This window comes from Microbacterium sp. CJ77, from assembly GCF_002911615.1.
Taxonomy (GTDB): domain Bacteria; phylum Actinomycetota; class Actinomycetes; order Actinomycetales; family Microbacteriaceae; genus Microbacterium.
Genome location: NZ_PQBR01000022.1, coordinates 41622 through 64072, shown reverse-complemented (window position 1 = coordinate 64072; position 22451 = coordinate 41622). Strand labels below are relative to the sequence as shown.

Genomic DNA, 22451 nt, shown 5'->3' with positions numbered 1-22451 from the left:
CATGACCGCACCGAGATCAAGGCCCCACCGAACTCAGTGATCAGAAGGTATGCATGCCCTGATCGATGCTGAGGTGCTCGGACGTGATCAGGCGAGCGTCATCGGACACCAGGAAAGCCACGGCGTTGGCGATGTCCTCGGGCTCGGCGGCCCACACGGGGAGGAAGGGGGTTCCCATGCCGTTGAGCGACGGCGATGTCTCACCCGCCGCCGTCAGGGCCTCGACCATGGTCCCCGAACCCATGGGCGTGTTCACGCCACCCGGGTGGATGCTGTTGACACGGATGTTGTGGCGCCCGAGTTCTGCGGCGAAGGCGCGGGCCATTCCCGTGACGGCGTGCTTGCTGGCGGTGTAGTGCACCATGAACGGCTGCATCTTCTTGCCCGCGTACGAGCTGGTCAGGACGATCGCGCCGCCGCGGCCGCCCGCGATGATGTGCGGAGCTCCCGCGACGACGCTGTTGAACACTCCGTCGACGTTGGTCTCCATCGTGAAGCGGAACGTCTCGGGTGTGATGGCGTCCCAGGCTTCCGGGATGCAGATGCCGGCATTGGCGACGACGATGTCGAGGCCGCCCAGGGCGGCGACACCTTCGTCCACGGCCTTCCGTAGCGCGGCGCCGTCACGCACGTCGGCAATGGTGGCGACGATCCGTCGGTCTTCCGCCTCGACCAGTCGCACGGTTTCGGCGAGGTCCTCGGGAGTGGGGGAGTCGTAGGGCACGTAGTCGATGTGACCGGCGAGGTCGACGGCGATGATGTCCGCGCCCTCGCGCGCCAGCTTGACGGCGTGCGCCCGGCCCTGCCCTCGCGCCGCGCCGGTGATGAATGCCACTTTTCCCTGCAGTCGACCAGTCATGGTTGTGACCTCCCTGTCAGATTTCGAAGGCTCGTCATCGGGCCGTCCCTCGGATTATGGCACCAGGTGCAGAAAGAAGCTACGAGCGAAAGATCCGCCCGATCGCGGGCGCCACATCGCGATGATCGTGGATGACGCGACAGAGGCCGTGCCCCCGTGCGGCGAGCTCTCGGCCGAGTTCGACGTCCTTCTCACCGGTCGCGTCGAGCAGCACGTCGAGCCGCGGAAGCCGCGCCGCGAGGGGACGCGGATCCGGACCCGCGTTGTGCACGCAGTCCGAGAGCAGGATGACCCGCGCATCCCGTGCCGGAACGCGCGCGAGGTCGCGAGCCGCGAGCTCGAGGGGGAAGCCGATGTTCGTCAGCCCGCGGGCAGGCAGGCGGAGGATGGCGTCGACGAGTTCGCCCGGTCGGACCGGCGCGCCCAGCCTCAGCAGAACGGCCGCGTCGGACCAGAACGCGATGACACCGAGGTCGTCATGGGACAGTTCCGCCGACAACGCACCCACGGTCGCCGCGGCCGTCTTGATCCTCTCCCCGCGCATGGACCCCGAGACGTCGACGAGGAGTACGACCGAGCGGCGTGCGCGCACCCGTTCGCGGACGACGATGTCCTCGTCTTCCGGCACGGGGCGTTCGGCGAGCACCTCGATGGTTCGGTCCAGATCGATGTCGTCGGAGGCGCCGCGGTAGGGCAGGCTCGCCAGGTCGCCGACCCCGCGGTGCGCGGTCGCGTCACGGCGCGCGCGCGGCACGGCGAGCCGCGCCGCGATCTCGCGTGCACGCGCGCGCACCGACGGATCGACCTCGCTCGGCTCGTCGGGAAGCGGGACCAGTGCGCCGACCTCGTCCGTCTCCCCTCGGGCGGTGCCACCCGGACGCGACGCGCCGGCGCTGCGGGGTGGCCCGGCCCCGCGCAGGACCATTCCGCCCGCGCCCGACGACGCGTCGAAGAGCGTGGGCGGCTCGTCCAGGAGCTTCGGTTTCCGGCGCAGGGGAGCCCCGCGCGTCGACGTCTCGCGTCGTCCACCCCGGATGGGTGTGTCGGCCGCGACCTCTCTTCAGCCGGGATCGGCGCGGTGCGGCGCGAGGACGAAGTGGTCCTCCCAGATCTCGCGCAGCACGCGTTCGGGGGTGGCGTCCACCGCCTCGTCGAGGTGGATACGGCCGGAGAGGGCGACGATCATCGCGTCGTAGACGAGCTCGGGGTAGCCGGGTGAGTCCGGGTCATCGAGGTCACGCAACGCGGCGAGACGGAGGGCCACGAGCACGGTGTCGATCGCGCCGCGAACACTGGAACCCTGCCGGATGTCCGGGTGATCGCGCGTCGCCCGCGTCACGGCGACCGCATCACGGACGAGGCGCGCACCGAGTTCGCCGTCGGCCTCGGTGCGCAGGATGACGATGCGCTCCTCGGCATCCGCGTCCTGGTAGTCCACCGCGAGGCGGTTGAGGCGGTCGTGCACGCTGGTCGAGAGCCGCGTCGTGCCGACGTTGTCGTACGGATTCATCGACGCGATGACACGGAATGTCGGTGCGGCCCGGATGCGGCCGACCCGCGGGATCGCGAGGGAACGATCGGCCATGGCGGTCAGGAGCGTATTGAGGGTGTCCTCCGGGGCGCGGTTGAACTCCTCGATGTAGAGGAAACCGCCGCGCTGCATCGCCTCGACCAGGGGGCCCGGGACGAAGTTGTCCGCCGAGTAGTCCTCGCGCAGTACCCTCGCCGGGTTGTGGTGCCCGACGAGCTTTGCGGGCGTCAGATCCGCGTTGCCCTCGACGAAGAGCAGCGGGATGCCCCACTCCTCGGTGATCGCACCGAGGATCGTCGTCTTGCTCGTGCCCGGCGGTCCTTCCAGCACGATGTCGCGCCCCGCGGCGACGGCCGCGAGCGTGAGCTCCAACTCACGCTCGCGGCCGACGAGGTGGCGAGCGATGCGCTCGCGGCTGCGCTGCAGTCCAGCGGGGTCCGTGGGCGCCGTCGCGACCTCGTTCGTCGTCACTTCTGCGTAGACCCGGCGTCGACGGGCAGCATGATGCCCGTCACGTAGCGCGACTCGTCCGAGGCGAGCCAGAGCACCGCGTTCGAGATGTCGACCGGCTCGACCCACGGGATGGGCAGCGCGTTGAGTGACTGGAACCGCCCGCCCAGCGTCTCGCGCGTGCGCTCCTCGACCGGAAGGTCGGGCGCGAAGAGCGCGTAGAGCGAGTCGTTCTGGATCATGTCGGTGTCGACGCTCGTGGGGTGGACGGAGTTGACCCGGATGAAGTCGGGCGCCAGCTCGAGTGCGAGCGTGCGCATGATTCCCACGACCCCGTGCTTCGCCGCGACGTAGTGCACGAAGTTCGGGAACCCCTTGATCCCCGCCGTCGAGCTCGTGAGGATCATCGACCCTCCGCCGGCTGCCCTCAGGTGGGGGATCGCCGCCTTGGCCGTGTGCCAGACGCCGGTGAGGTTGACGCCGATCATGTCGTCCCACGCGGTGTCGGTCAGCTCGTCCGCGGTCGCGCTGGAGAAGATCCCGGCATTCGCGCTGACGATGTCGAGTCGCCCGAGTTGCGCGACGCCCTCGTCCACGGCGGAGCTCAGCGCGTCGTAATCGCGCACGTCGGCCTCGCTCGCCACGATCCGTCGGTCAAGAGCTTCGACCTGGCGCACCGTCTCGGCGAGATCGTCGGCCGTCGCCATGCCGTACGGCACCGTTTCGATCTGGCGCGAGATATCGACCGCGATGATGTCGGCGCCCTCCTGAGCCATCCGGATCGCGTGCGAGCGACCCTGGCCCCGCGCAGCTCCCGTGATGAAGGCGACCTTGCCGTCCAGTCTTCCCATGATGTTTCCCTTTCTGTCGTTACTTCGCGTACGCGCCGGCGTCGACCGGCAGCGCGACACCCGTGACGTAACGGGCCTCGTCGGAGGCGAGCCACAGCACGGCGTTGGAGATGTCGACCGCCTCGACCCAGGGGATCGGCAGGGCGTTGATCATCGTGGCGGCCTCTTTGAAGTCCTCCACCCCCGGGTTGTCGAGGTCGGGCCGGAACAGCCGGAACGTCGCCTCGTTGTTCACCATGGGGGTGTCCACAACCGTCGGGTGGACGCTGTTGACGCGGATCATGTCCGGCGCCAACTCGAGGGCGAGGGTGCGCATCAGACCGACGACCCCGTGCTTCGCCGAGACGTAGTGCGCGATGTTCGGAAACGCGAACAGCCCCGCGTCCGAACTCGTCAGGATCATGGACCCGCCTCCCGCGGCCTTCAAGTGCGGGATCGCGGCCTTGCACGTGCGCCAGACGCCGCTGAGGTTGACGTCGATCATGTCGAGCCAGATCTCCTCGGGCAGGTCTTGCGCCGGGGCCATCGAGGTCGAGATCCCCGCGTTCGCGCAGACGATGTCGAGTCGGCCCAGTTCGGCGACGCCCGCGTCGAGCGCGGCCGTCAGTGCCGATTGGTCGCGCACGTCCGCTTTACGGGCGACGATGCGACGGTCCAGAGCCTCGACTTGTGCGACGGTTTCGGCGAGGTCTTCCTCGGTCGCCGGTCCGTACGGCGCTCCGGGGATCTCCTCGAGGACGTCGACCGCGATGATGTCGGCGCCCTCCTGTGCGAGACGAACCGCGTGCGAGCGTCCCTGCCCGCGTGCGGCTCCTGTGATGAAGGCAACCTTGCCTTCGACCCTTCCCATGGCGTACTCCTCTCTCTTCCCGCGCGTCGGCGGGTCTCTCTTCGGTTGTGGGTTCACGAGACCGAGGGCGGCGCGTCAGCGCGCCGCGGAGGGAGTCGGGGACGGATCAGACGGTGCGGGCGCCTCCGGATCCGTGGACCGGGCACTCGTTGCGTGCGCCGAGCGGAGCGGAGAGACGATCGGGAATCTCTGACGATGTCGTCTGCATATCCATCGGATGCTCCTTATGGGCGGACATCTGTGTCGGCACCCTGCGGGTGTAAGAGATGCTAATGACACTCGGTGCCGAATGGAAGGGGTGGGCGCGGAATCCTCCTACAGTCGTGCCGGGCGCGCCGCGGTGGGGACGCGCCGAGACGCGCTTAGCCTGGACATATGAGCAGCGAAGGCCCGCGTCGACGTCGCCCGTCGCCCGCGGTGTACCGACGGCGACGCGCTGTCGTGCTTGTGGGTCTGCTCCTGGTCGTGGCGCTGATCGTCTGGTTGTTGATCGCACAGCCGTGGCGCGGGTCGGGCGACGCAGCGAATCCGCCGGCGCAGGCGTCGTCGTCCGCTTCGCCGAGCAGTACGACGCCGACTCTGCCGGACCCGGCTGCGACGGGCGGCTCCAATCCCGCGGACGCATTGCCCGACGAAGCCGCGACGACGGATACGGCGGCCGGGCTCACCCCCGAGGCCTGCACGGCCGACAGCGTGCTGGTCGAGGCGCTCACCGACAAAGAGTCCTATGCGTCCGGCGAGCAGCCGCAGCTCAGCATGCGACTGACCAACACCAGCGCCACGCCGTGCACCATCAACGTGGGAACCACCCAGCAGAGCTTCACCATCACGAGCGGCAGCGATGTCTGGTGGCGCTCGACGGATTGCCAGGCGGCACCGAGCGACATGGTCGTGACGCTCGCGGCGGGACAGGTCGTGGAGAGTTCGGCACCGATCGCCTGGGACCGCACACGTTCGTCCGTCGATACCTGCGAGGGTGACCGTCCGCGAGCGACGGGCGGGGGAGCGTCCTACCACCTGGACGTCTCGATCGGTGGCATCCCCTCGCTGACCTCGCGGCAGATCCTGCTCTACTGACGCCCGGCTACCCTGGAAGGGTGGCACGGCAGAGCGGTAAGAGCGGCAAGCGGCGCACGTCCGACGGACGCGTGAAGAAGGCGGGTGCCGCGATGTTCCGATCCGAGGCGCTCGCGCAGGCGCTGGAGAAGAAGGATATGGCCGCGGTCGCGCTGGCGCTCCGCAACGGCAACACGGTCGTGCCGCTGATGGCGCCGACGAACCGTGACAATCCGTTGGACGTCGGCGAGGTCTGGACGTACCGCGACCCGGACACGGGTGAGATCGCGCTCTTGCTCTTCAGCGATGCGGCCAACAAACCCGAGAACCTGCCTCCCGCGATCGGTCTGCAGTCGCCCGGCTGGCTGCTCGCCTTCCTCCGTACGCATCGCGATGCGATCACGACGGTGTTCCTCGATATCGCCGGACCGCACCCGATGCAGGCCTCGCCCGCTGATCTGATCGACGCGCTCGCCGACTGAAGCACGCAGCGGGGTGCGGGCTGCGTCTCCGGAGCCGGCTCAGAACTCCGGAACGTCGCGAGGTCCGCGGCCCTGACGGTCGAGCGGCCCGCGCCCGCCACGCGCCGCGCGGTCGGCATGGGCACGCACCGTCTCGAGCGCCGCCGGCAGGTGCTTCGACGCGGCATCCACGAAGTGGACGAACCCGAGACGGGATGCCTCGCCGCGGCGCTGCGACAGCTGAGCGACGGCTCGGATCTCGCCCGAGAGGCTCAGCTCGCCGACCGCCGCGACCTCGTGCGGGATCGCGAACTCGCCCAGGGCGCTCGCGATCGACAGTGCGATGGCGAGGTCGGCCGCGGGTTCGGTGAGGCGCACGCCCCCGACCGTCGACACATAGACATCGAGGGCGCTCAGCTTGAGCCCCGCGCGCCGCTCGAGGACGGCGAGGATCATCGCGACGCGGGAGGAATCGACGCCGTTGACGACCCGTCGCGGGTTGGGGGTCGAGCTCGGATTGACCAGGGCCTGAACCTCGACGGGCAGGGCGCGACGACCCTCGAGTGCGACCGTCACGCACGAGCCGCTGACCGGGGTGCCGTGCCCGAGGAACAGACCGCTCGGGTCGGGAACCTCGGCGATGCCGTCGCCGGTCATCTCGAAGCATCCGACCTCGTCCGTCGGTCCGAACCGATTCTTGAGGGCGCGCACGAACCTCAGGGCGGTCTGGCGGTCACCCTCGAAGTGGCAGACGACATCGACGAGATGTTCGAGCAGGCGCGGGCCCGCGATCGAGCCGTCCTTCGTGACGTGCCCGACAATTAACACCGGCAGGTCGCGCTCTTTGGCGATGCGCACGAGCGTTGCCGCGACCTCGCGGACCTGGCTCGGATGCCCCGCGAGACCTTCGCTGAGCGAGGATGACACGGTCTGCACCGAGTCGACGATCAGCAGCGTCGGGACGACCTGGTCGATCTGCCCGACGAGGGTCGCCAGGTCGGTCTCGCTCGCGATGAAGAGTTCGTCGTGCAGGGCTCCCGTGCGCTCGGCACGCAACCGCACCTGCGCGGTCGACTCCTCGGCGCTCACGTACAGCACGCGTCGGCCGGAACGGGCGGCGCGCGCGGCGACCTCGAGCAGCAGGGTCGACTTGCCGACGCCCGGCTCGCCCGAGATCAGGATGGTCGCGCCCGCGACGAGCCCGCCGCCGAGCACGCGGTCGAATTCGTCCACGCCCGTCGGGCGTCGCGGTGCCTCGATCGTCGCGACATCCGTGATCGGACGCGCGACGCGATCGGCGGTCGGCGCGTGCGGGGTGAATCCGCGCAGGATGCCGGTCTGTTCCGCGACCTCGGTGACCGTGCCCCACTGCTGGCATTCGCCGCAGCGCCCCACCCACTTGACACTCGTCCACCCGCATTCCGTGCAGCGGTAGGCCGTGCTGGGTTTGCGGGTTGCCATGGCTTCAGCGTACGTGCGGGCCCGGACATCCGCCGTCGAAGGACGCGTGCGTCGTGGGTTCGACGCGGAGGCCGATGTGGGCGAGTGTGCGTCGACGGAAGCACGGTGCACGTTAGTGCAGAGTGCTTGCGCATTTGTTCCGCACCGGCCAGCCTGGACGAGGAGAAAGGAAGCCCATGACCGTGCGCCCGGAAGTGCGAGAGGTTTTCGAACGTCCCGACTATGACGTGGTGATCATCGGCGGAGGAATCAACGGTCTCGCCACTTTCCGCGACCTCGCGATGCAGGGCGTCCGTGTGCTTCTGGTCGAGCGCAACGACTTCGCCTCGGGCGCGAGCGCGGCGTCCAGTCACATGATCCACGGCGGCATCCGGTATCTCGAGAACGGCGAGTTCCGTCTCGTGCGCGAGTCGGTGCGCGAGCGCAACGGCCTGCTGCGCATCGCCCCGCATCACGTCGTTCCCCTGGCGACCACGATCCCGATCCAGGGCGTGTTGTCGGGGATCCTCGCGGCACCGCTGCGCTTCCTGACGCACAAGCAACGCACGCCGAAGGCCCGCGGCGCTGTGCTCATCAAGATCGGCCTGACGATCTACGATCTCTTCTCGCGCGACGGCGGCTCCGTTCCGCGCCACCGCTTCCGCGGGCGTCGCGCGTCGCGTCGCGAGCTGCCCGAACTCGCCCCGGACTTCCGCTTCACCGCGACCTACTACGACGCATCGCTGCGCGACCCCGAGCGCCTGGCCCTCGACGTCGCGCTCGATGGTGAAGCCGCGGGCGATGCCACGGCACTCAACTACGTCGAGGCCGTCGGGGGCGACCAGAACGGCGTCATGGTGCGCGACGTCCTGACCGGCACGGAGCAGACGATCACGGCACGCGTGATCGTGAACGCCTCCGGGCCGTGGACCGACCTCACGGCCCGTGCCCTCGGGCAGCCGAGCACGTTGATGGGTGGCACCAAGGGATCACACATCGTTCTCGACAACCCCGAGCTGCTCGCCGCGACGGGCGGGCGCGAGATCTTCTTCGAGCACCAGGACGGACGAATCGTGCTGGTGTACCCGCTCAAGGGACGCGTGCTCGTCGGAACGACCGACCTCGACGCAGACCCGGGCGAACCCGCTGTCTGCACCGAGGAAGAGGTGGACTACTTCTTCGAACTCGTCGCTCAGGTGTTCCCCGATGTGACCGTCGACCGCTCGCAGATCGTGTATCGGTTCTCGGGCATCCGTCCCCTGCCCCGTCACGACGACATGGTGCCGGGCTTCGTCTCGCGTGACTACCGCGTCGTCGACACGCAGGGTCCCGGGGCGCCGATGCTCAACCTGGTCGGTGGCAAGTGGACCACGTTCCGGGCGCTCGGCGAGCAGCTGACCGACCGCGTGCTCGCGCTGCTGCAGAGCGAGCGCCGCGTGTCGACCGAGGACCTCCCCATCGGCGGGGGTCGTGGTTATCCGCTGCCGGATGCGAAGGATGCCTGGATCCGTTCCGAGCTGGGTGGCGTGTCGCGCGAGCGAGGGCGCGTTCTGTTGGAGCGTTACGGGACCAAGGCCCGAGATGTCGTGAACTTCCTCGCCCTCGCACACGACGAGCCGATCCTCGGCGACCGCCTGTCCTCGCGCGAGGTGGCGTATTTCGTCGAACAGGAGAAGGCGACGCGCCTGAACGACGTCCTTCTGCGGCGCACCGACGTGACCTACACAGGCGACCTCACCGACGACGTCTTCGAGCACACGCTCGGCGCGTTCGCGGACGCCGCCGGATGGGATGCCGCGCGCATCGAGGAAGAGCGCTCCCGCTCGCTCGCCGAGCTCCGGGTCGCTCACGGCGTCGCGCCGCGCGCAGTGGCGGAGCGAGCCGGGCAGCGACGGCGCGCCTCGCGCTGAGCGGCGAGGACTATTCCTGGGGCCAGTCGAGCGTTCGTGCGACCGCGTTCTGCCAGCGCTCCAGCATCCGGGTCCGCTCCGCCTCCGACGACCGCGGCTCCCAACGGCGATCCTCCTGCCACAGTTCGGACAGCTCGGGCAGGCCCGACCAGAACCCGACCGCCAGCCCGGCGGCGAACGCGGCTCCGAGCGCCGTCGTCTCGGCGATCGCGGGGCGAACGACGGGGATGCCGAGCGCATCGGACTGCATCTGCATGAGGGTGTCGTTCGCGACCATGCCGCCGTCGACGCGCAGCTCGGTGATCGGAGCGTCGGTGTCCGCGGCGGCCGCATCGACGACCTCGCGCGTCTGCATGGCAACGGACTCGAGCGCGGCACGAGCGATGTGACGGCGGTCGGAGAAGCGGGTGAGGCCCATGATCGCGCCGCGGGCATCCGGGCGCCAGTGGGGCGCGAAGAGGCCCGAGAACGCCGGGACGATGATGACGCCGCCCGCGTCGTCGACGGCCAGTGCGAGGTCTTCCACCTCGCTCGCCGACGAGATGATGCCCAGGTTGTCGCGTAGCCACTGCACGAGGGACCCGGTCACCGCGATGGATCCCTCGAGCGCGTAGGCGGTCTCGCCGGATCCGAGCCGGTAGGCCACGGTCGTGAGGAGCCCGTTGCGGGAGATGACGGGGGTGTCTCCCGTGTTGATCACCAGGAAGTTGCCCGTGCCGTAGGTGTTCTTGCTGTCGCCGCGAGCGAAGGCGGCCTGTCCGAACGTCGCCGCCTGCTGGTCGCCCATGATTCCGGCGATGGGTACCTCGCGCAGCAGGCTGGACGATTCGACGGTGCCGTAGATCTCCGACGACGAGCGCACCTCGGGCAGGATCGACGCGGGGATGTCGAAGGCGCTGAGCAGCTCGGGGCGCCAGTCGAGCGTCTCCAGGTCGAGCAGCAGGGTGCGGCTCGCGTTCGTGACATCGGTGGCGTGCACGCCGCCCTCCGGTCCGCCCGTGAGGTTCCACAGCAGCCAGGTGTCGGGGGTGCCGAACGCGAGGTGTCCCTCGTCCGCGAGTTCACGTGCGCCGGGGACGTTCTCGAGCACCCAGGCGATCTTCGTCGCGGAGAAGTACGCGGCGAGGGGCAAGCCCGTGCGGGCCCGGAATCGGTCGACGCCGCCGTCCGAGGCCAGCCGATCGACGATCTCCTGCGTGCGGGTGTCCTGCCAGACGATGGCGTTGTGGACGGGTGTACCCGTGCGCCGATCCCAGAGGATGGCGGTCTCGCGCTGGTTGGTGATGCCGACGGCGGCGATGTCGTGGCGGGTGATGTCGGCGCGGGCGAGCGCGACGCCGATCACCTCTTGGGTGTTGTGCCAGATCTCCAGGGCGTCGTGTTCGACCCATCCGGCCTGGGGGAAGATCTGCCGGTGTTCCAGCTGGCCGACCGACACGCGGCCGCCCGCGTGGTCGAAGACGATCGCGCGGGTGCTCGTCGTGCCCTGGTCCAGGGCGAGGATGTATGTCATCGACGTGTACTCCTTCGTCGTCGGAACCCGTCAGTGGGCCGGGACCAGATTACGGAGGCGTGCACGCCTTCTGCCAGCCGATGCACGAACGTGCGCCGAGGTGCGATCACGATGCCGCGAGCTTGCGGGCGGCAGCCTCGTCGATCACGAGATCGGTGATGAGGCGGGCGGCCAGCGCGCCCCGCAGGCTCGGCACCTTCTGCTCACCCGCGACGACGCACATGCGGCGGGCGACGCGCCGCAGCTCGTCGAAGGCCGGGCCCGTAGCTCGGCGGTTGAGCGCGACATCCGTCCAGCTCCCGTCGGCGCGGTAGAAGACGGTCGCGACATCGCCGACGATCTCGTCTTCGGTCAGGCTCGCGAAGTCGGCCTCGTCCAGGTACCCGCCGATGTATACCTGGCTCGGAACTCCCGCGAAGGGTGAGCCGAGACCGAACAACGCCAGGTCCATTCGGGACTGGATGTCGAGGACGCGACGGGTGCTGCGCTCGCGCCAGAGCGCCGACCGGGTCTCGGGGTCGTCGAAGAACGCGGGAACGGGGAACTGCTGAACCTTCGCGCCATAAGCATCACCGAAACGGCGCAGGATCTCGCTCGTGTAGTCGATCCCGGTCGTGAGGTAGCTTCCGGCACCGTTCATCTGGACGACGGTGACATTGTGCGTGTCCTTGGGGACCAGGTGCCTGCTGATCGCGCTGACGGTGGAGCCCCACGCGACCCCCAACGTCATGTTCGAGTCGACGAATCGGGCCAGTAGGCGTGCCGCGGTGAGAGCGACGCGGTCGAGTCGGTCGACGTCGCTGATGTTCTGGGGACAGGGGACGACGTGGACGGCGATCCCGTAGCGCGCCTCGAGATCGCGCTCGAGCTCGGTCGCGGCGTCGAAGGGCGAGCGGATCTGGATGTCGACGAGTCCGCTGGAGCGCGCATGGCTGAGCAACCGCGACACGGTCGAGCGCGAGGTGTGCAGGTCGCTGGCGATCGCCTCCATCGTGAGGTCCTGCACGTAGTACATCTGAGCGGCGCGCAGAGCCGCGCGAGCGCGTTCGTCGTCACGATCTCCATCGACCATGCCTGATTCCTCCCGCCGTGAGTTGCGTCCCATCCTGGCATCCGGGGCGGCGCGACGTACTGGCTCCCCTGCCGGGGAAGAAGCCCGATGTGCATCCGTGCGATATCGAAGGCGAATCGTGCAGGGCGTGCTCTGTTCGTTTCAGGTCCGAAGCGAATCCGCGACCGTGCGCAGGGCGCTCGCCGAGCTGCGGAGCAGACCGAGCTCGCTGTCCGAGAAGACCGTCTCGCGGATCGGAACCGCGCCGTGGGAGCTCACGATCGAGGGCACGGAGAGGGCGACCCCGTCGATGCCGTGGAAGTCATGGAGCACCGTGCTGACCGGCATGACGGCATGCTCATCCCGGAGGATCGCCTCGACGATCCGCGCGCTGGAGAGCCCGATCGCGTAGTTGGTCGCGCCCTTTCCGAGGATGACCTTGTATGCGGCATCCCGCACATCCACGGCGATCGCGTCGAGCTCGTCCTGAGACATCCGCGGGTGTCCGGGCGCGACCCAGTCGAGGATCGGCACCGCACCGATCGTGGCCTTGGACCAGAGGGGGAACTCCGTGTCACCGTGCTCGCCGACGATGTACGCGTGCACGCTCGACGTCGAGACCCCGGCGCGCTCGGCGAGCTTCCAGCGCAGACGCGACGTGTCGAGCACGGTTCCCGAGGCGAAGATGCGCTCGGGCGGCAGCGCCGTAGCCTCTTGTGCGAGGACCGTCAGGACGTCGCACGGGTTGGTCACGATCACGTAGATGGCATCGGGAGCAACCGCGAGCAGGTCCGGCATCATCGAGCGGAGGATGCCCGCATTGACCCCGGCAAGCTCGATGCGCGACTGCCCGGGCTTCTGTTTGGCGCCGGCTGTGATCACCACGACGTGCGATCCCGCGGCGACCGAGATGTCACTGCCGCCCGTGATGTCGCTCGCGCCCGTGAATTGCGTGCCGTGGGCGAGATCGAGCACCTCGGCCTCGACTTTCGTGGCGGCGATGTCGTACAGGGCGACGTGCCGTGCGGATCCCCGGATCAGTGCCGCGTAGGCGACGCTGGCACCGACACTTCCGGCGCCCACCACGGTGAGTTTCGCGTTCTCGATTGCGCTCATGCGGCCAGTCTCGCAGGGGGCCGACCGGGAGGGCAGAGAGCGGCGCCAGAACTAACGATCGTTCTCGCTCGCCGATCGCGGTTCTGCCGTCGTCATCGCGGCGCGCGGCGGATTGCGGATGCCGGCGAAAGAGACGAGCCCACCGACCGCCATGAGGGCCGCGGTGACGATCGCGGCGCGGTGGAAGCCGTCGAGGTCGAGCGATCCGCCGACGATCGTCGCGAGCAGAGCGATCACGATCAACCCGGCGACGCGCGAGACGGCGTTGTTGACGGCGGAGGCGATGCCCGAGCGTTCCGTGTCGATCGCGCCCAGGATGGCCGAGGTCAGCGGAGCGACCGTCAGCGAGATGCCGAGGCCGAATACCAGGATGCCGGGCAGAACCTGCGTCCAGTACGAGAAGTCGTCGCGGACGGTCAGCAGCAGGAGCGCCCCCGCCGCCATCACGAGCGGCCCGGCGGTCATGAACAAGCGCGGGCCGAAACGTCCCGAGAGAGCGCCGACGCGCGAGCTGAGCAGGATGAGCAGGACCGTGCCGGGCAGGCTCGCGAGACCGGCCAGCGTCGCGCTCAGGCCGGCGCCCTGCTGCAGGTAGACGCCGACGACGAAGCCGTTGAGGCTCAGTGCGCCGTAGACGAAGGCGGTCGCGACGTTGCCCGTCCAGAAGTTGCGAACGCGGAAGAGGCCGAGGGGGAGGATCGGCGTGGTCGCCGTGCGCTGACGGAACAGGAACGCGACGAACATGGCGAGGCCGGCAATGCCGGGGATGAGGATGATGGGCGAGCCCCAGCCCAGGTTCGGTTGTTCGATGAGTGCGAAGACGAAACCGCCGAGCCCGAGCGTGCAGAGCGCCGCGCCGAGCCAATCGATCGAGGCATCCGGTCGTCGCACGTCGCGGTGCGTCAGGCGTGTCAGCAGCCACAGCGTGACCGCGATCGGCAGGACGTTGATCAGGAACACCAGGCGCCAGGAAAGCAGGTCGACGAAGAGGCCGCCGATGACGGGTCCGGCGAGCATCGCGCACGTGGTGAGGGCGGTCCAGATACCGATCGCCCGGCCCTGTGCGGCGTCGCGGAAGGTCGAGGTGATCAGGGCCAGAGAGCTGGGCACGAGGAACGCCCCGGCCGCGCCCTGGATCGCGCGGGCGACGATCAGTACGACCGGGTCGGGTGCGAGGGCGATCGCGACCGAGGCGACGCCGAAGCCGATCAGCCCGATCCGCAGCACGAGGATGCGCCCGAACGCGTCGCTCACCGACCCCGCGAGCAGGATGAGCGCGCCGAGTGTGATGAGGTACGCATCCACGACCCACTGTTGCGTCGTGAGGCCACCCCCCAGTTCGCGGTCGATCGCGGGTAGTGCGACCGTGACGACGGTTCCGTCGAGGAACGCCACGAACGACGCGAGCACCGCGACCGCCAAGACGAGGCGCTGCTGTGTCGTCATCGTGGGGGCCATGGGGCCAACCTAGCCCGCGACCAGGGGGTGCGGGTCCGCATTGAGCCGCGATGCGTGACGGGACCAACGACCCTGTGTGGCCGCGCGGATTGCCGCTGGACTGACCTCGAGAAGAGGAGACATCATGACCAACAGCACGGCACGCTTCGAGGGTCGCACCGTCATCGTCACGGGGGGAGGAGCCGGAATCGGCCGCGCTACGGTCGAGAGGCTCGCACGCGAGGGCGGGCGGGTCGTCGCGGTGGACATCTCGCCCGACCGCCTGGAATCGCTGACCGCCGAGGTCGGCGGAGACGTCGTCACCGTCGCGGGCGACCTGACGGACGAAGAGACGGTGCGCCGAGTGGTGGAGGTGGCGGGCGACCGCATCGACGGGCTCGCGAACGTCGCGGGGATCATGGACGGATTCGAGCCGACCGCTGAGATCGCGGACGAGACCTGGGAGCGGGTCATGGCCGTAAACGTGACCGCGATGATGCGCCTGACCCGTGCGGTGCTGCCGAGGATGCTCGAGGCAAGTGCGGGCAGTATCGTCAACGTCGGATCCGAGGCTGGCCAGCGGGGTTCGGCCGCGGGAACGCCCTATACGACGTCGAAGCATGCGGTGAACGGCTTCTCCCAGAGCACCGCGTTCTACTACTCCCCGAAGGGAATCCGCTGCAACGTCGTCGCCCCCGGACCCGTCGCGACGAGCATCGAGGCCCCGTTCCGCTCCGAGTGGGCAGCACAGCGAATCGGGCCGTTGCTGCAGACGAACATACCCGCAGTCGCGCAGCCTGAGCAGTTGGCCGCGGCAATCACCTGGCTGCTCAGCGACGACGCTTCCAACGTGTCCGGCGCCATCCTCGCGGTCGACGGCGGTTGGGCGGCGGTGTGACACGCGCACGTAGCCGGGAACGACGGTCCTCGTCGTTTGCGATTGGCGGCGCGACACGTGGGCACGTAAGCTATTCCGCGGTGACGTGTCCGAGCGGCCGAAGGTGCAACTCTCGAAAAGTTGTGTAGGGTAACCCCCTACCGTGGGTTCAAATCCCACCGTCACCGCCAGCTCTGGCCCGGAATTCTGCGGAAATCCGGGCCAGAAGGCGGTTAAGGACTTGAACCGGTCACCACGTCGTCACCACATCCACTCCCTCGCCACCCACCCGCACCCGCTTGCCGATTCCGCACACGGAAGGCATCGGTGCCGCCTGGAGGAGGCGGGACGGCCGGGCGCACATGTTGGGTATGGATACTCAACAGGCTCACCCCGTCCAGCTGGAGCCGTTACTGTCCGTCCGGGAACTGTCGGACTATCTCGGCGTCCCCATCGCGACGATCTACGACTGGAGAGTGGACGGGAAGGGCCCGCCCGGGATCCGCGTCGGTCGGCGCGTCATGTTCTTCGTTGCCGACATCGACGAATGGATCCGATCCCGACGAGAGACGGGCGGTGAGCCCTGATGTCGAGTACCCGAACCCCCATTGGAACATTCGGAACGATCAGCTTCCGGACTGGCGCGAACGGCATAGTCAGAGCCAGGACTCGATACCGCGATGAGGACGGCGCGCTTCGGCAGGTCCAGGCCAGCGGGCGGAGTCGAAAGGCTGCCGAGCAGAGGCTCAAGGTTCTGCTCACGGAACGCAGCCGCCCGGCAGTCGCAGGAGAGTTGACGCCGGACACACCCTTCGCCGATCTCGCTGAGCTCTGGCTGGACGACCTCGATCTGGAGGGACGGATCGCGGTGAAGACGCGCGACCTCTATGAGTGGAACATGCGCAAGCTGGTGCTGCCGGCGTTCGGGCAGTTGCGGCTGAAGGAAGTGACCGTCAGTCGCGTCGATCGGTTCCTGAAGACGTGCGCGAAGACCAGCTACAGCCGCGCGAAGCAGGCCAAGAACGTGCTGAGCCTGGCATTGGGCTTGGCCGTGCGGTACGACGCGATCCCCCGGAATCCTGTCAGCGGCGCGGCGCGATTGCGCAAGCCGGTATCAGAGATCCTCGCCCTCACAGTCCCGCAGATCCAGGCGATCAGATCAGCGGTGAGTCGCTGGCGCACCGCTGAGGGTCTTCCGGGGCCGCGTCCTGATGGCCAGCTCGGAATCATCATCGAGGTGATGCTGGGGACTTCCGCCCGCATCGGCGAGGTGCTTGCGATCCGCCGCTGCGACGTGGATGTTACGGTGGTGCCGGCGACGGTGAAGATCACCGGCACGATCGTCTGCCCGAAGGGCCGACCCGCGTTCCGGCAGGATCATCCCAAGACGGCGAAGTCTCGACGTACAGTCGCGGTTCCCAGCTACACCGCGGCCGGGATACGGCAGCGACTGGCAGCGGTACCGGCCGACGGTGACACGCTGCTGTTCTGCAGCCGAAACGGCACTCCGCTGATCCCGAACAATATCCGTCGGCGGCTCCGGACGATCCTTGAGGCGGCCGGTATACACGGGGTGACACCGCATGCGTTCCGGCGTACGGTCGCGACGGTCCTGGATCGGGCGAGCGGGCTCGAGTTGGCGGCCTAGATGCTCGGCCACACCTCCACGGACATCACGCGGGCGCACTACGTCGAGCCTGACGACCACGTGGATCCGGTCACGGCAGACATCCTCGAGTCGCTCGGGCCGTCCTCGGGAGCGGAGGATGACTCGCGATGAGCACGAAGAACCAGATGATCGATCGCGAGAAGGTTGACGATGCGCTGCAGCGCATCGCGCTGGCCGCATTCATCTACTACCCCGAAGTGCGTCTCGACGAACCGGCCTACCAGGTCGACCAAGATGTCGAATGGTGCATGTACCCCCTCACTGACCTCTCTACTGATGCGCGAGCAACGCTCCGCGAGCTGATCCCCCTAGCGATCGTCGACCCGTCTGCGCACCGCCAGGAAGCGTTCGCCGCCCTGATCGCTCTCTCTGAGCCGCGCACGCACCGCTGACACGCCCTCGTCGTGTCTGACCTGCCCCACCTAAAGGGGTGAGGCCGGACATGACGAGGAGCAGGTATGACGGAGAGGTCTGGGGCAACCAGTGACGATCAGGATCGTCGCAGTCGACGTGTCTCCCCAGAGGAGCGCAAGGCACGGGACACCGCGGCGAGGAAGGCGTGGAACGAGGCCCACCCCGACTACTACCGTGACTATCGCGAGAGAAATCGGGAGAGCATCCGCGCGAAGGGCCGCGAACGCGAACGCGAGCGGCGTGTGCGAATGAAGGCCGAAGCCGAGCAACGACGTCAGAAGATGGCGGCGGAGGCCGAACGTCGACGTCGCGACGTCGAACGCGCACGCGAATGGGCGCAACGCAACCCCGATAAGAAGCGGGAACAACGGCGACTCTACGTCGAGAATAATCGGGAGCGCGTCCGCGCCCTGCAGCTGGCCTACTACTACCGCAATCGGGAGCAGATTCTGCAGAACGCCCGCGAGCGCAGGCTGGCCGATCCGGACAAGCGGCGACAACAGCAGCGGCGATGGCAGCAAGCCAATCCGGAGAAGGTCAGAGAGAACCAGCGGCGCTACCGCTCGAACCCGGAGACCGCCGAGAAGGCGCGTGCGTACAACCGGGAGTGGAAGCGCCGGGAGCGACGCCGCCAGCAAGCCGGGCTCCCCCCGCGTCGGCTGCATCCGGCCTCTGAGGAGGAACGGGCGGCGAATCTCGCCGCCGCGACCGAGTTCTTCACGCGCCGCCGTCTCGTCTCCGAACGGCGGCGGCTGATGCAGCACTTCGAAAGGACGCCCCGGCCGCTTCTCGAGGAGTGGATGCGGAAATCCGCTCTCGCCCGGCGCCGCCAGATCGTCCCCGACTACCTCGTCGAGCACGGCGAGCGACTGCGAGACGAGGTGACCCTGGACTCCCGCGCTCGGCAGGCGCGCGGCGCGGACCCGTACGACCTCGAGACCGAGGTGCGCCGGCGCGCCATCGCCGCCGTGCGGCGGGCACGTGCAGACCCGCAGGGGCGGCTGCGCGAGGACGCGTCAGCCCCCACGCACGGCACGGATGCGTACATCGACTCCTCGGCCGCACGCGTCAGGGTGCCGGTGAGGATCAGACCTTAGGACCCGGCGGCTGTGCGAGGAGCCGGGGCCGTCTGCCCATGGCATGGCCAGGCGCGCACACCGTGTCCAGGTGACGGTCTCGATGCGGGTGATGAGCGCGGGGCAGGGCTACCGCTACCTGCTGCGGACCGTCGCCGCCGGCGACGGCGACCGCGACGTCACCGAACCGCTGACCCGGTACTACCAGGAGAAGGGCACCCCGCCCGGTCAGTGGGCCGGCTCCGGAGTTGCTGGCCTCCCGTCCGCGACGACCCGCGTCGGCGACGAGGTGACCGAGGAACAGCTCAAGCGCTTCCTCGGGGCGGGGCAGGACCCGAACAGCGGCGCGCAGCTGGGACGGCCGTACCGTTCCTTCGCCGGCATGCGAGACCGGGTGCGGGCGCGTGGCAGGAAACTGCCCGCAACACTGTCGGAGGAGGACCGCGCGGCCGCGCTGGTCGCGATCGAGAATGAGGAGAACGCCCGGCAGACCCGCCGCGCCGTCGCCGGATTCGACTTCACGGCCTCCGTTCCCAAGAGCGTGAGCACGCTGTGGGCGGTTGCCGACGCGGGCACCCAGGCGCTGATCGCGCAGGCGCACCATGACGCGGTCGGCGACGTCCTTCGCCTCGTCGAGGCGCGCGTCGCGATGACCCGGGTCGGAGCGCGCGGCCCGCGCGGAGCGGTGGCGCAGGTCGAGGTGCGGGGGGTGATCGCCGTCGCGTTCGATCACTACGACTCGCGCTCCTCCGACCCGCAGCTGCACACCCATGTCGTCATCGGGAACCGCGCGCAGGCCGCCCACGACGGGAAGTGGCGCAGCCTGGACGGCAGGCCCCTGCACGCGTCGGTCGTGGCACTGTCGGAGACCTACAACGCGCTCCTCGCCGACAAGCTCACGGCCATCCTCGGGGTGGGATGGGAATCGCGAGACCGCGGCCGAGATCGCAATCCGGGGTGGGAGATCAGCGGGATCCCGGAGGATCTCATGCGAGATTTCAGCACCCGCAGCCTCGACATCGACGAGCGGCACGAGCAGCTCCGTGCGGAGTTCGTGGAGGCGCACGGCCGGCAGCCGGGCCGTGTGCAGATCATCAAGCTGCGGCAGCAGGCCACCCTGGAGACCCGCCCCCTGAAGAACTCGCACTCCCTGCAGGAACTCACCGCGAGATGGCGGGAACGCGCGACAAAGACGCTGGGTACCGACGCCACCGGGTGGGCACGGCAGCTGATCGCCGCCCAAGAAGCGACGAGACTCCTGCATCGCGACGACCTATCGTCGGCGGACCTGGATGCCGCCGGTATCGAGGTGCTCGCCGGCGTCGGCGATCGTCGCTCGACGTGGCGACGCTGGAACCTCTGGGCGGAGGCGGCTCGGGTGACTCTCCCGTTGCGCTTCGCCACCGCCCAAGACCGCACCGCGATCCTGGACGAGATCGTGGACCGTGCCGAAAGCCGTTCCCTGCGGCTGACACCCCCAGAGCTCGCATCCAGCCCCACCCCGTTCCGACGCCCGGACGGCGGCAGCGTCTTCCGGGAGAAGGCCGGCACGATCTACTCCTCCACGGCGCTGCTGGCCGCCGAGGACACACTGCGCGAATGGGCCAGCGAGATGACCGGCCCCGCTCTCCCCGCGGATGTCATCCAACGATCCGCGCAGGCCCGAGCCTCAGCGCCGCTCTCCCGGGAGCAGCATGGGGCGATCGCTGCGATCGCGGCGTCCGGCCGGGTCCTCGATGTGCTGGTCGGCCCGGCCGGCACCGGGAAGACGACCACCCTCGGCGGGCTCCGGCGCGCGTGGGAAGCGCATCAGGGCGAGGGCACGGTCGCCGGCGTCGCACCGTCCTCCGTCGCTGCGGACGTGCTCGCTGAAGACCTCGGAATCCCCACGGACAACACGGCGAAATGGCTGCACGAGCACCGGCAGACGCCTGCGCGGATCGCCGAACGAGACCGTCTCCTCGAGTGGGTCGGCGCACTCAGCGCGCGACCGTGGATGGCCCGGAGCTGGCGTGGTCGCATCGCGACGATGTCCCCGGTCCTTGCGGACACGCTGGAGGAACGGACCCGGTGGGACTCGCCCAACCTCGCCCCCCGGCTCACCGCGGCCGCCAGACGCAGAATAAGGGTGCTTGATGACGGGATCCAGGCGTGGACCCTGCGACAGGGCGACCTGATGATCGTCGATGAGGCATCGCTTGTAGGCACCATGGCTCTGGAGGCGATCACCCGGCACGCCCGCGAGGTGGGTGCGAAGGTGCTGCTGGCAGGGGACTGGGCGCAGCTCTCGGCGATCGAGTCCGGCGGCGCGTTCGGGATGCTCGTCCGTGACCGCGCCGCGCCACCGGAACTGACGACCGTGCACCGGTTCGCACACGTCTGGGAGAAGGATGCCTCCCTCGGTTTGCGGATGGGGGACGTGGAGGTCCTGCCCACCTACGCGGCGCACGACCGGATCCACGGGGGCGACCTCGAGGACATGCTGGAGGCCGCGTATCGCGCCTGGCACGCCGACCGGGTCGCCGGCGTCACAACAGCCCTCATCGCCGAGACCGGCGACACCGTCTCCGCACTCAACGAGCGCGCCCGCGCTGACCGGATCCTCGCGGACGAGGTCTCCGCCGACGGCGTCACCCTCGCCGGCGGAAGCCAAGCCGGCCGTGGGGACGAGATCCTCACCCGCCGAAACGACCGCCGACTGCGCACCGGCAGATCCGGGTGGGTCAAGAACGGCGACCGATGGGTCGTGATGCGGCACCGCCGCGACGGCTCCCTCACCGTTCGGCGCGTAGGACGCTCTCATGGCGGTATCGTCACGCTGCCCAGCGACTATGTCGCCGAACACGTTGAGCTGGCCTACGCGATCACCGGGCACCGCGCACAGGGCATCACCCTGGACACCGGGCACTGCGTGGTGCACTCCAGCGCAATGACCCGAGAGACCTTCTATGTTTCCATGAGTCGGGGCCGCCAGCGCAACACCTGCTACGTCGCAACCGACCAGCCCCACCTGGAGGAACACCAGAAGCAGCCGGAAGAGATGACCGCGCTCGATGTGCTGGCAAGCGTCGTTCGCCACGTGGGCGCGGAGCGCTCCGCGCACGAGACGATCATCGACGAACAGGAAGCCGCCGGGTCCATCGCCCAGATCGCCAGCGAATACGAGACGATCGCACAGCGCGCACAACACGACCGGTGGATCGAACTCCTGCACCGGTGCAGCATCCCGGCCCCGGCGATCGCGCAGATGATCGACTCAGAATCATTCGGCGTGCTCACCTCGATCCTGTGGCGCGCCGAGGCCGCCGGCCAGGACATCGACGTGTTGCTCGCCGCAGCCATCAGGAGTCGGCCGCTGACCGGCTCCGAGGACGCCGGGGCGGTGCTGACATCTCGGCTCCGAGACGCCCTGCAGGAATCGGGCAACCCACGGGCGCGTGGACGGGGGTGGATCGTCGGAATGGTTCCCCAGGCAGTTGCCGGGGCGGACGCGGAGATGCGCCTCGCACTGCAAGAGCGAGAGTCGCTGATGCGGCGGCGTGGCCGCGCGCTGGTCGACCGGGCGCTCCGCAACCAGGAACGATGGATCCACGAATTGGGCTCCCCGCCCTACGACGTCCACTCGCGCCGCGCGTGGTTCACGCTGGCGGGGACGGTCGCTGCCTATCGAGACCGATACGGGATCGACGCACCAGACGCAATCGACAGTGGCGGGAGCGGGGACTGGACGCGGCTGTCCGACCGCGACCACGCCCGCGACGCCCGCGACCGGGCGCAACTCCTGGCCCGCGGATCCTCATCCACACCGGAGCCGGCCGCACCCGCGACCCGCGAGTCACCCGGCAGCGTCTGGTCGTGACCGACCTACACGCCTGCCGCTCCGGCAGGCG

The 22451-nt window shown here is 68.9% G+C and carries 20 protein-coding genes and 1 tRNA gene; 11 read left to right on the top strand and 10 right to left on the bottom strand.

What is annotated here, in order from left to right:
• Positions 1-40: 40 nt before the first annotated feature.
• The 5 genes from C2868_RS11395 to C2868_RS11375 all read right to left on the bottom strand — a co-directional run bounded on the left by C2868_RS11395 (position 41) and on the right by C2868_RS11375 (position 4541).
• Positions 41-859, bottom strand: a complete 819-nt coding sequence (locus C2868_RS11395) for a mycofactocin-coupled SDR family oxidoreductase (RefSeq protein WP_103663379.1) — start codon at positions 857-859, stop codon at positions 41-43.
• A gap of 79 nt (positions 860-938) precedes the next feature.
• Positions 939-1784 (bottom strand): VWA domain-containing protein, encoded by an 846-nt coding sequence (locus C2868_RS11390; RefSeq protein WP_103663378.1) that lies wholly within the window; start codon positions 1782-1784, stop codon positions 939-941.
• A 135-nt stretch (positions 1785-1919) separates the two neighbouring features.
• A complete protein-coding gene (locus tag C2868_RS11385; protein ID WP_198519610.1) occupies positions 1920-2861 on the bottom strand; it encodes a MoxR family ATPase in 942 nt (313 codons plus the stop codon).
• Positions 2858-3691 carry a mycofactocin-coupled SDR family oxidoreductase gene (locus tag C2868_RS11380; protein ID WP_103663377.1) on the bottom strand — a complete coding sequence of 278 codons (834 nt, stop codon included), beginning with the start codon at positions 3689-3691 and terminating at the stop codon, positions 2858-2860. The genes C2868_RS11385 and C2868_RS11380 overlap by 4 nt, the downstream gene beginning before the upstream one ends.
• Before the next feature lie 19 nt (positions 3692-3710).
• Complete coding sequence (locus C2868_RS11375) at positions 3711-4541, bottom strand: mycofactocin-coupled SDR family oxidoreductase (RefSeq protein WP_100812252.1); 831 nt, start codon at positions 4539-4541, stop codon at positions 3711-3713.
• A gap of 375 nt (positions 4542-4916) precedes the next feature.
• Between C2868_RS11375 and C2868_RS11370 the strand changes: the two genes are divergently transcribed.
• Complete coding sequence (locus tag C2868_RS11370; RefSeq protein WP_181003454.1) at positions 4917-5618, top strand: hypothetical protein; 702 nt, start codon at positions 4917-4919, stop codon at positions 5616-5618.
• A gap of 92 nt (positions 5619-5710) precedes the next feature.
• Positions 5711-6079 carry a dehydrogenase gene (locus C2868_RS11365; protein ID WP_103663403.1) on the top strand — a complete coding sequence of 123 codons (369 nt, stop codon included), beginning with the start codon at positions 5711-5713 and terminating at the stop codon, positions 6077-6079.
• A gap of 39 nt (positions 6080-6118) precedes the next feature.
• Here C2868_RS11365 and radA read toward each other — a convergent pair whose 3' ends face one another.
• A complete protein-coding gene (gene radA, locus C2868_RS11360) occupies positions 6119-7519 on the bottom strand; it encodes a DNA repair protein RadA (protein WP_103663376.1) in 1401 nt (466 codons plus the stop codon).
• A 176-nt stretch (positions 7520-7695) separates the two neighbouring features.
• Between radA and C2868_RS11355 the strand changes: the two genes are divergently transcribed.
• A complete protein-coding gene (locus C2868_RS11355) occupies positions 7696-9408 on the top strand; it encodes a glycerol-3-phosphate dehydrogenase/oxidase (RefSeq protein WP_103663375.1) in 1713 nt (570 codons plus the stop codon).
• 10 nt (positions 9409-9418) lie between these two features.
• On the opposite strand, the gene glpK is transcribed toward C2868_RS11355, so the two are convergent.
• From glpK to C2868_RS11335, 4 genes are all read right to left on the bottom strand, one after another.
• On the bottom strand, positions 9419-10921 hold the full coding sequence (gene glpK / locus C2868_RS11350; RefSeq protein WP_103663374.1) for a glycerol kinase GlpK: 1503 nt from the start codon (positions 10919-10921) through the stop codon (positions 9419-9421).
• Between the two features lie 106 nt (positions 10922-11027).
• A complete protein-coding gene (locus C2868_RS11345) occupies positions 11028-11993 on the bottom strand; it encodes a sugar-binding transcriptional regulator (protein ID WP_100812248.1) in 966 nt (321 codons plus the stop codon).
• Positions 11994-12134: 141 nt separating this feature from the next.
• A complete protein-coding gene (locus tag C2868_RS11340) occupies positions 12135-13088 on the bottom strand; it encodes an L-lactate dehydrogenase (protein ID WP_103663373.1) in 954 nt (317 codons plus the stop codon).
• 51 nt (positions 13089-13139) lie between these two features.
• Positions 13140-14546 carry an MFS transporter gene (locus C2868_RS11335; RefSeq protein ID WP_103663372.1) on the bottom strand — a complete coding sequence of 469 codons (1407 nt, stop codon included), beginning with the start codon at positions 14544-14546 and terminating at the stop codon, positions 13140-13142.
• A 124-nt stretch (positions 14547-14670) separates the two neighbouring features.
• Between C2868_RS11335 and C2868_RS11330 the strand changes: the two genes are divergently transcribed.
• The 8 genes from C2868_RS11330 to mobF all read left to right on the top strand — a co-directional run bounded on the left by C2868_RS11330 (position 14671) and on the right by mobF (position 22420).
• Positions 14671-15423, top strand: coding sequence for an SDR family NAD(P)-dependent oxidoreductase (locus C2868_RS11330; protein ID WP_103663371.1), 753 nt, complete (start codon positions 14671-14673; stop codon positions 15421-15423).
• A gap of 79 nt (positions 15424-15502) precedes the next feature.
• Positions 15503-15593 (top strand) — tRNA-Ser (locus tag C2868_RS11325).
• A gap of 180 nt (positions 15594-15773) precedes the next feature.
• Complete coding sequence (locus C2868_RS11320) at positions 15774-15989, top strand: AlpA family transcriptional regulator (protein WP_100812410.1); 216 nt, start codon at positions 15774-15776, stop codon at positions 15987-15989.
• A complete protein-coding gene (locus tag C2868_RS11315; protein ID WP_374935779.1) occupies positions 15989-17050 on the top strand; it encodes a tyrosine-type recombinase/integrase in 1062 nt (353 codons plus the stop codon). The genes C2868_RS11320 and C2868_RS11315 overlap by 1 nt, the downstream gene beginning before the upstream one ends.
• Positions 17051-17182, top strand: a complete 132-nt coding sequence (locus C2868_RS17730; protein ID WP_258034440.1) for a hypothetical protein — start codon at positions 17051-17053, stop codon at positions 17180-17182. It begins immediately after the preceding gene.
• On the top strand, positions 17179-17463 hold the full coding sequence (locus C2868_RS11310) for a hypothetical protein (protein ID WP_100812204.1): 285 nt from the start codon (positions 17179-17181) through the stop codon (positions 17461-17463). Before C2868_RS17730 ends, C2868_RS11310 begins: the two co-directional genes overlap by 4 nt.
• Positions 17464-17529: 66 nt before the next feature.
• Entirely contained in the window at positions 17530-18582 is a 1053-nt protein-coding gene (locus tag C2868_RS11305) for a hypothetical protein (protein WP_100812203.1), read from the top strand.
• Between the two features lie 70 nt (positions 18583-18652).
• Entirely contained in the window at positions 18653-22420 is a 3768-nt protein-coding gene (gene mobF, locus C2868_RS11300; RefSeq protein ID WP_157813997.1) for a MobF family relaxase, read from the top strand.
• The last annotated feature ends 31 nt before the right edge of the window (positions 22421-22451 follow it).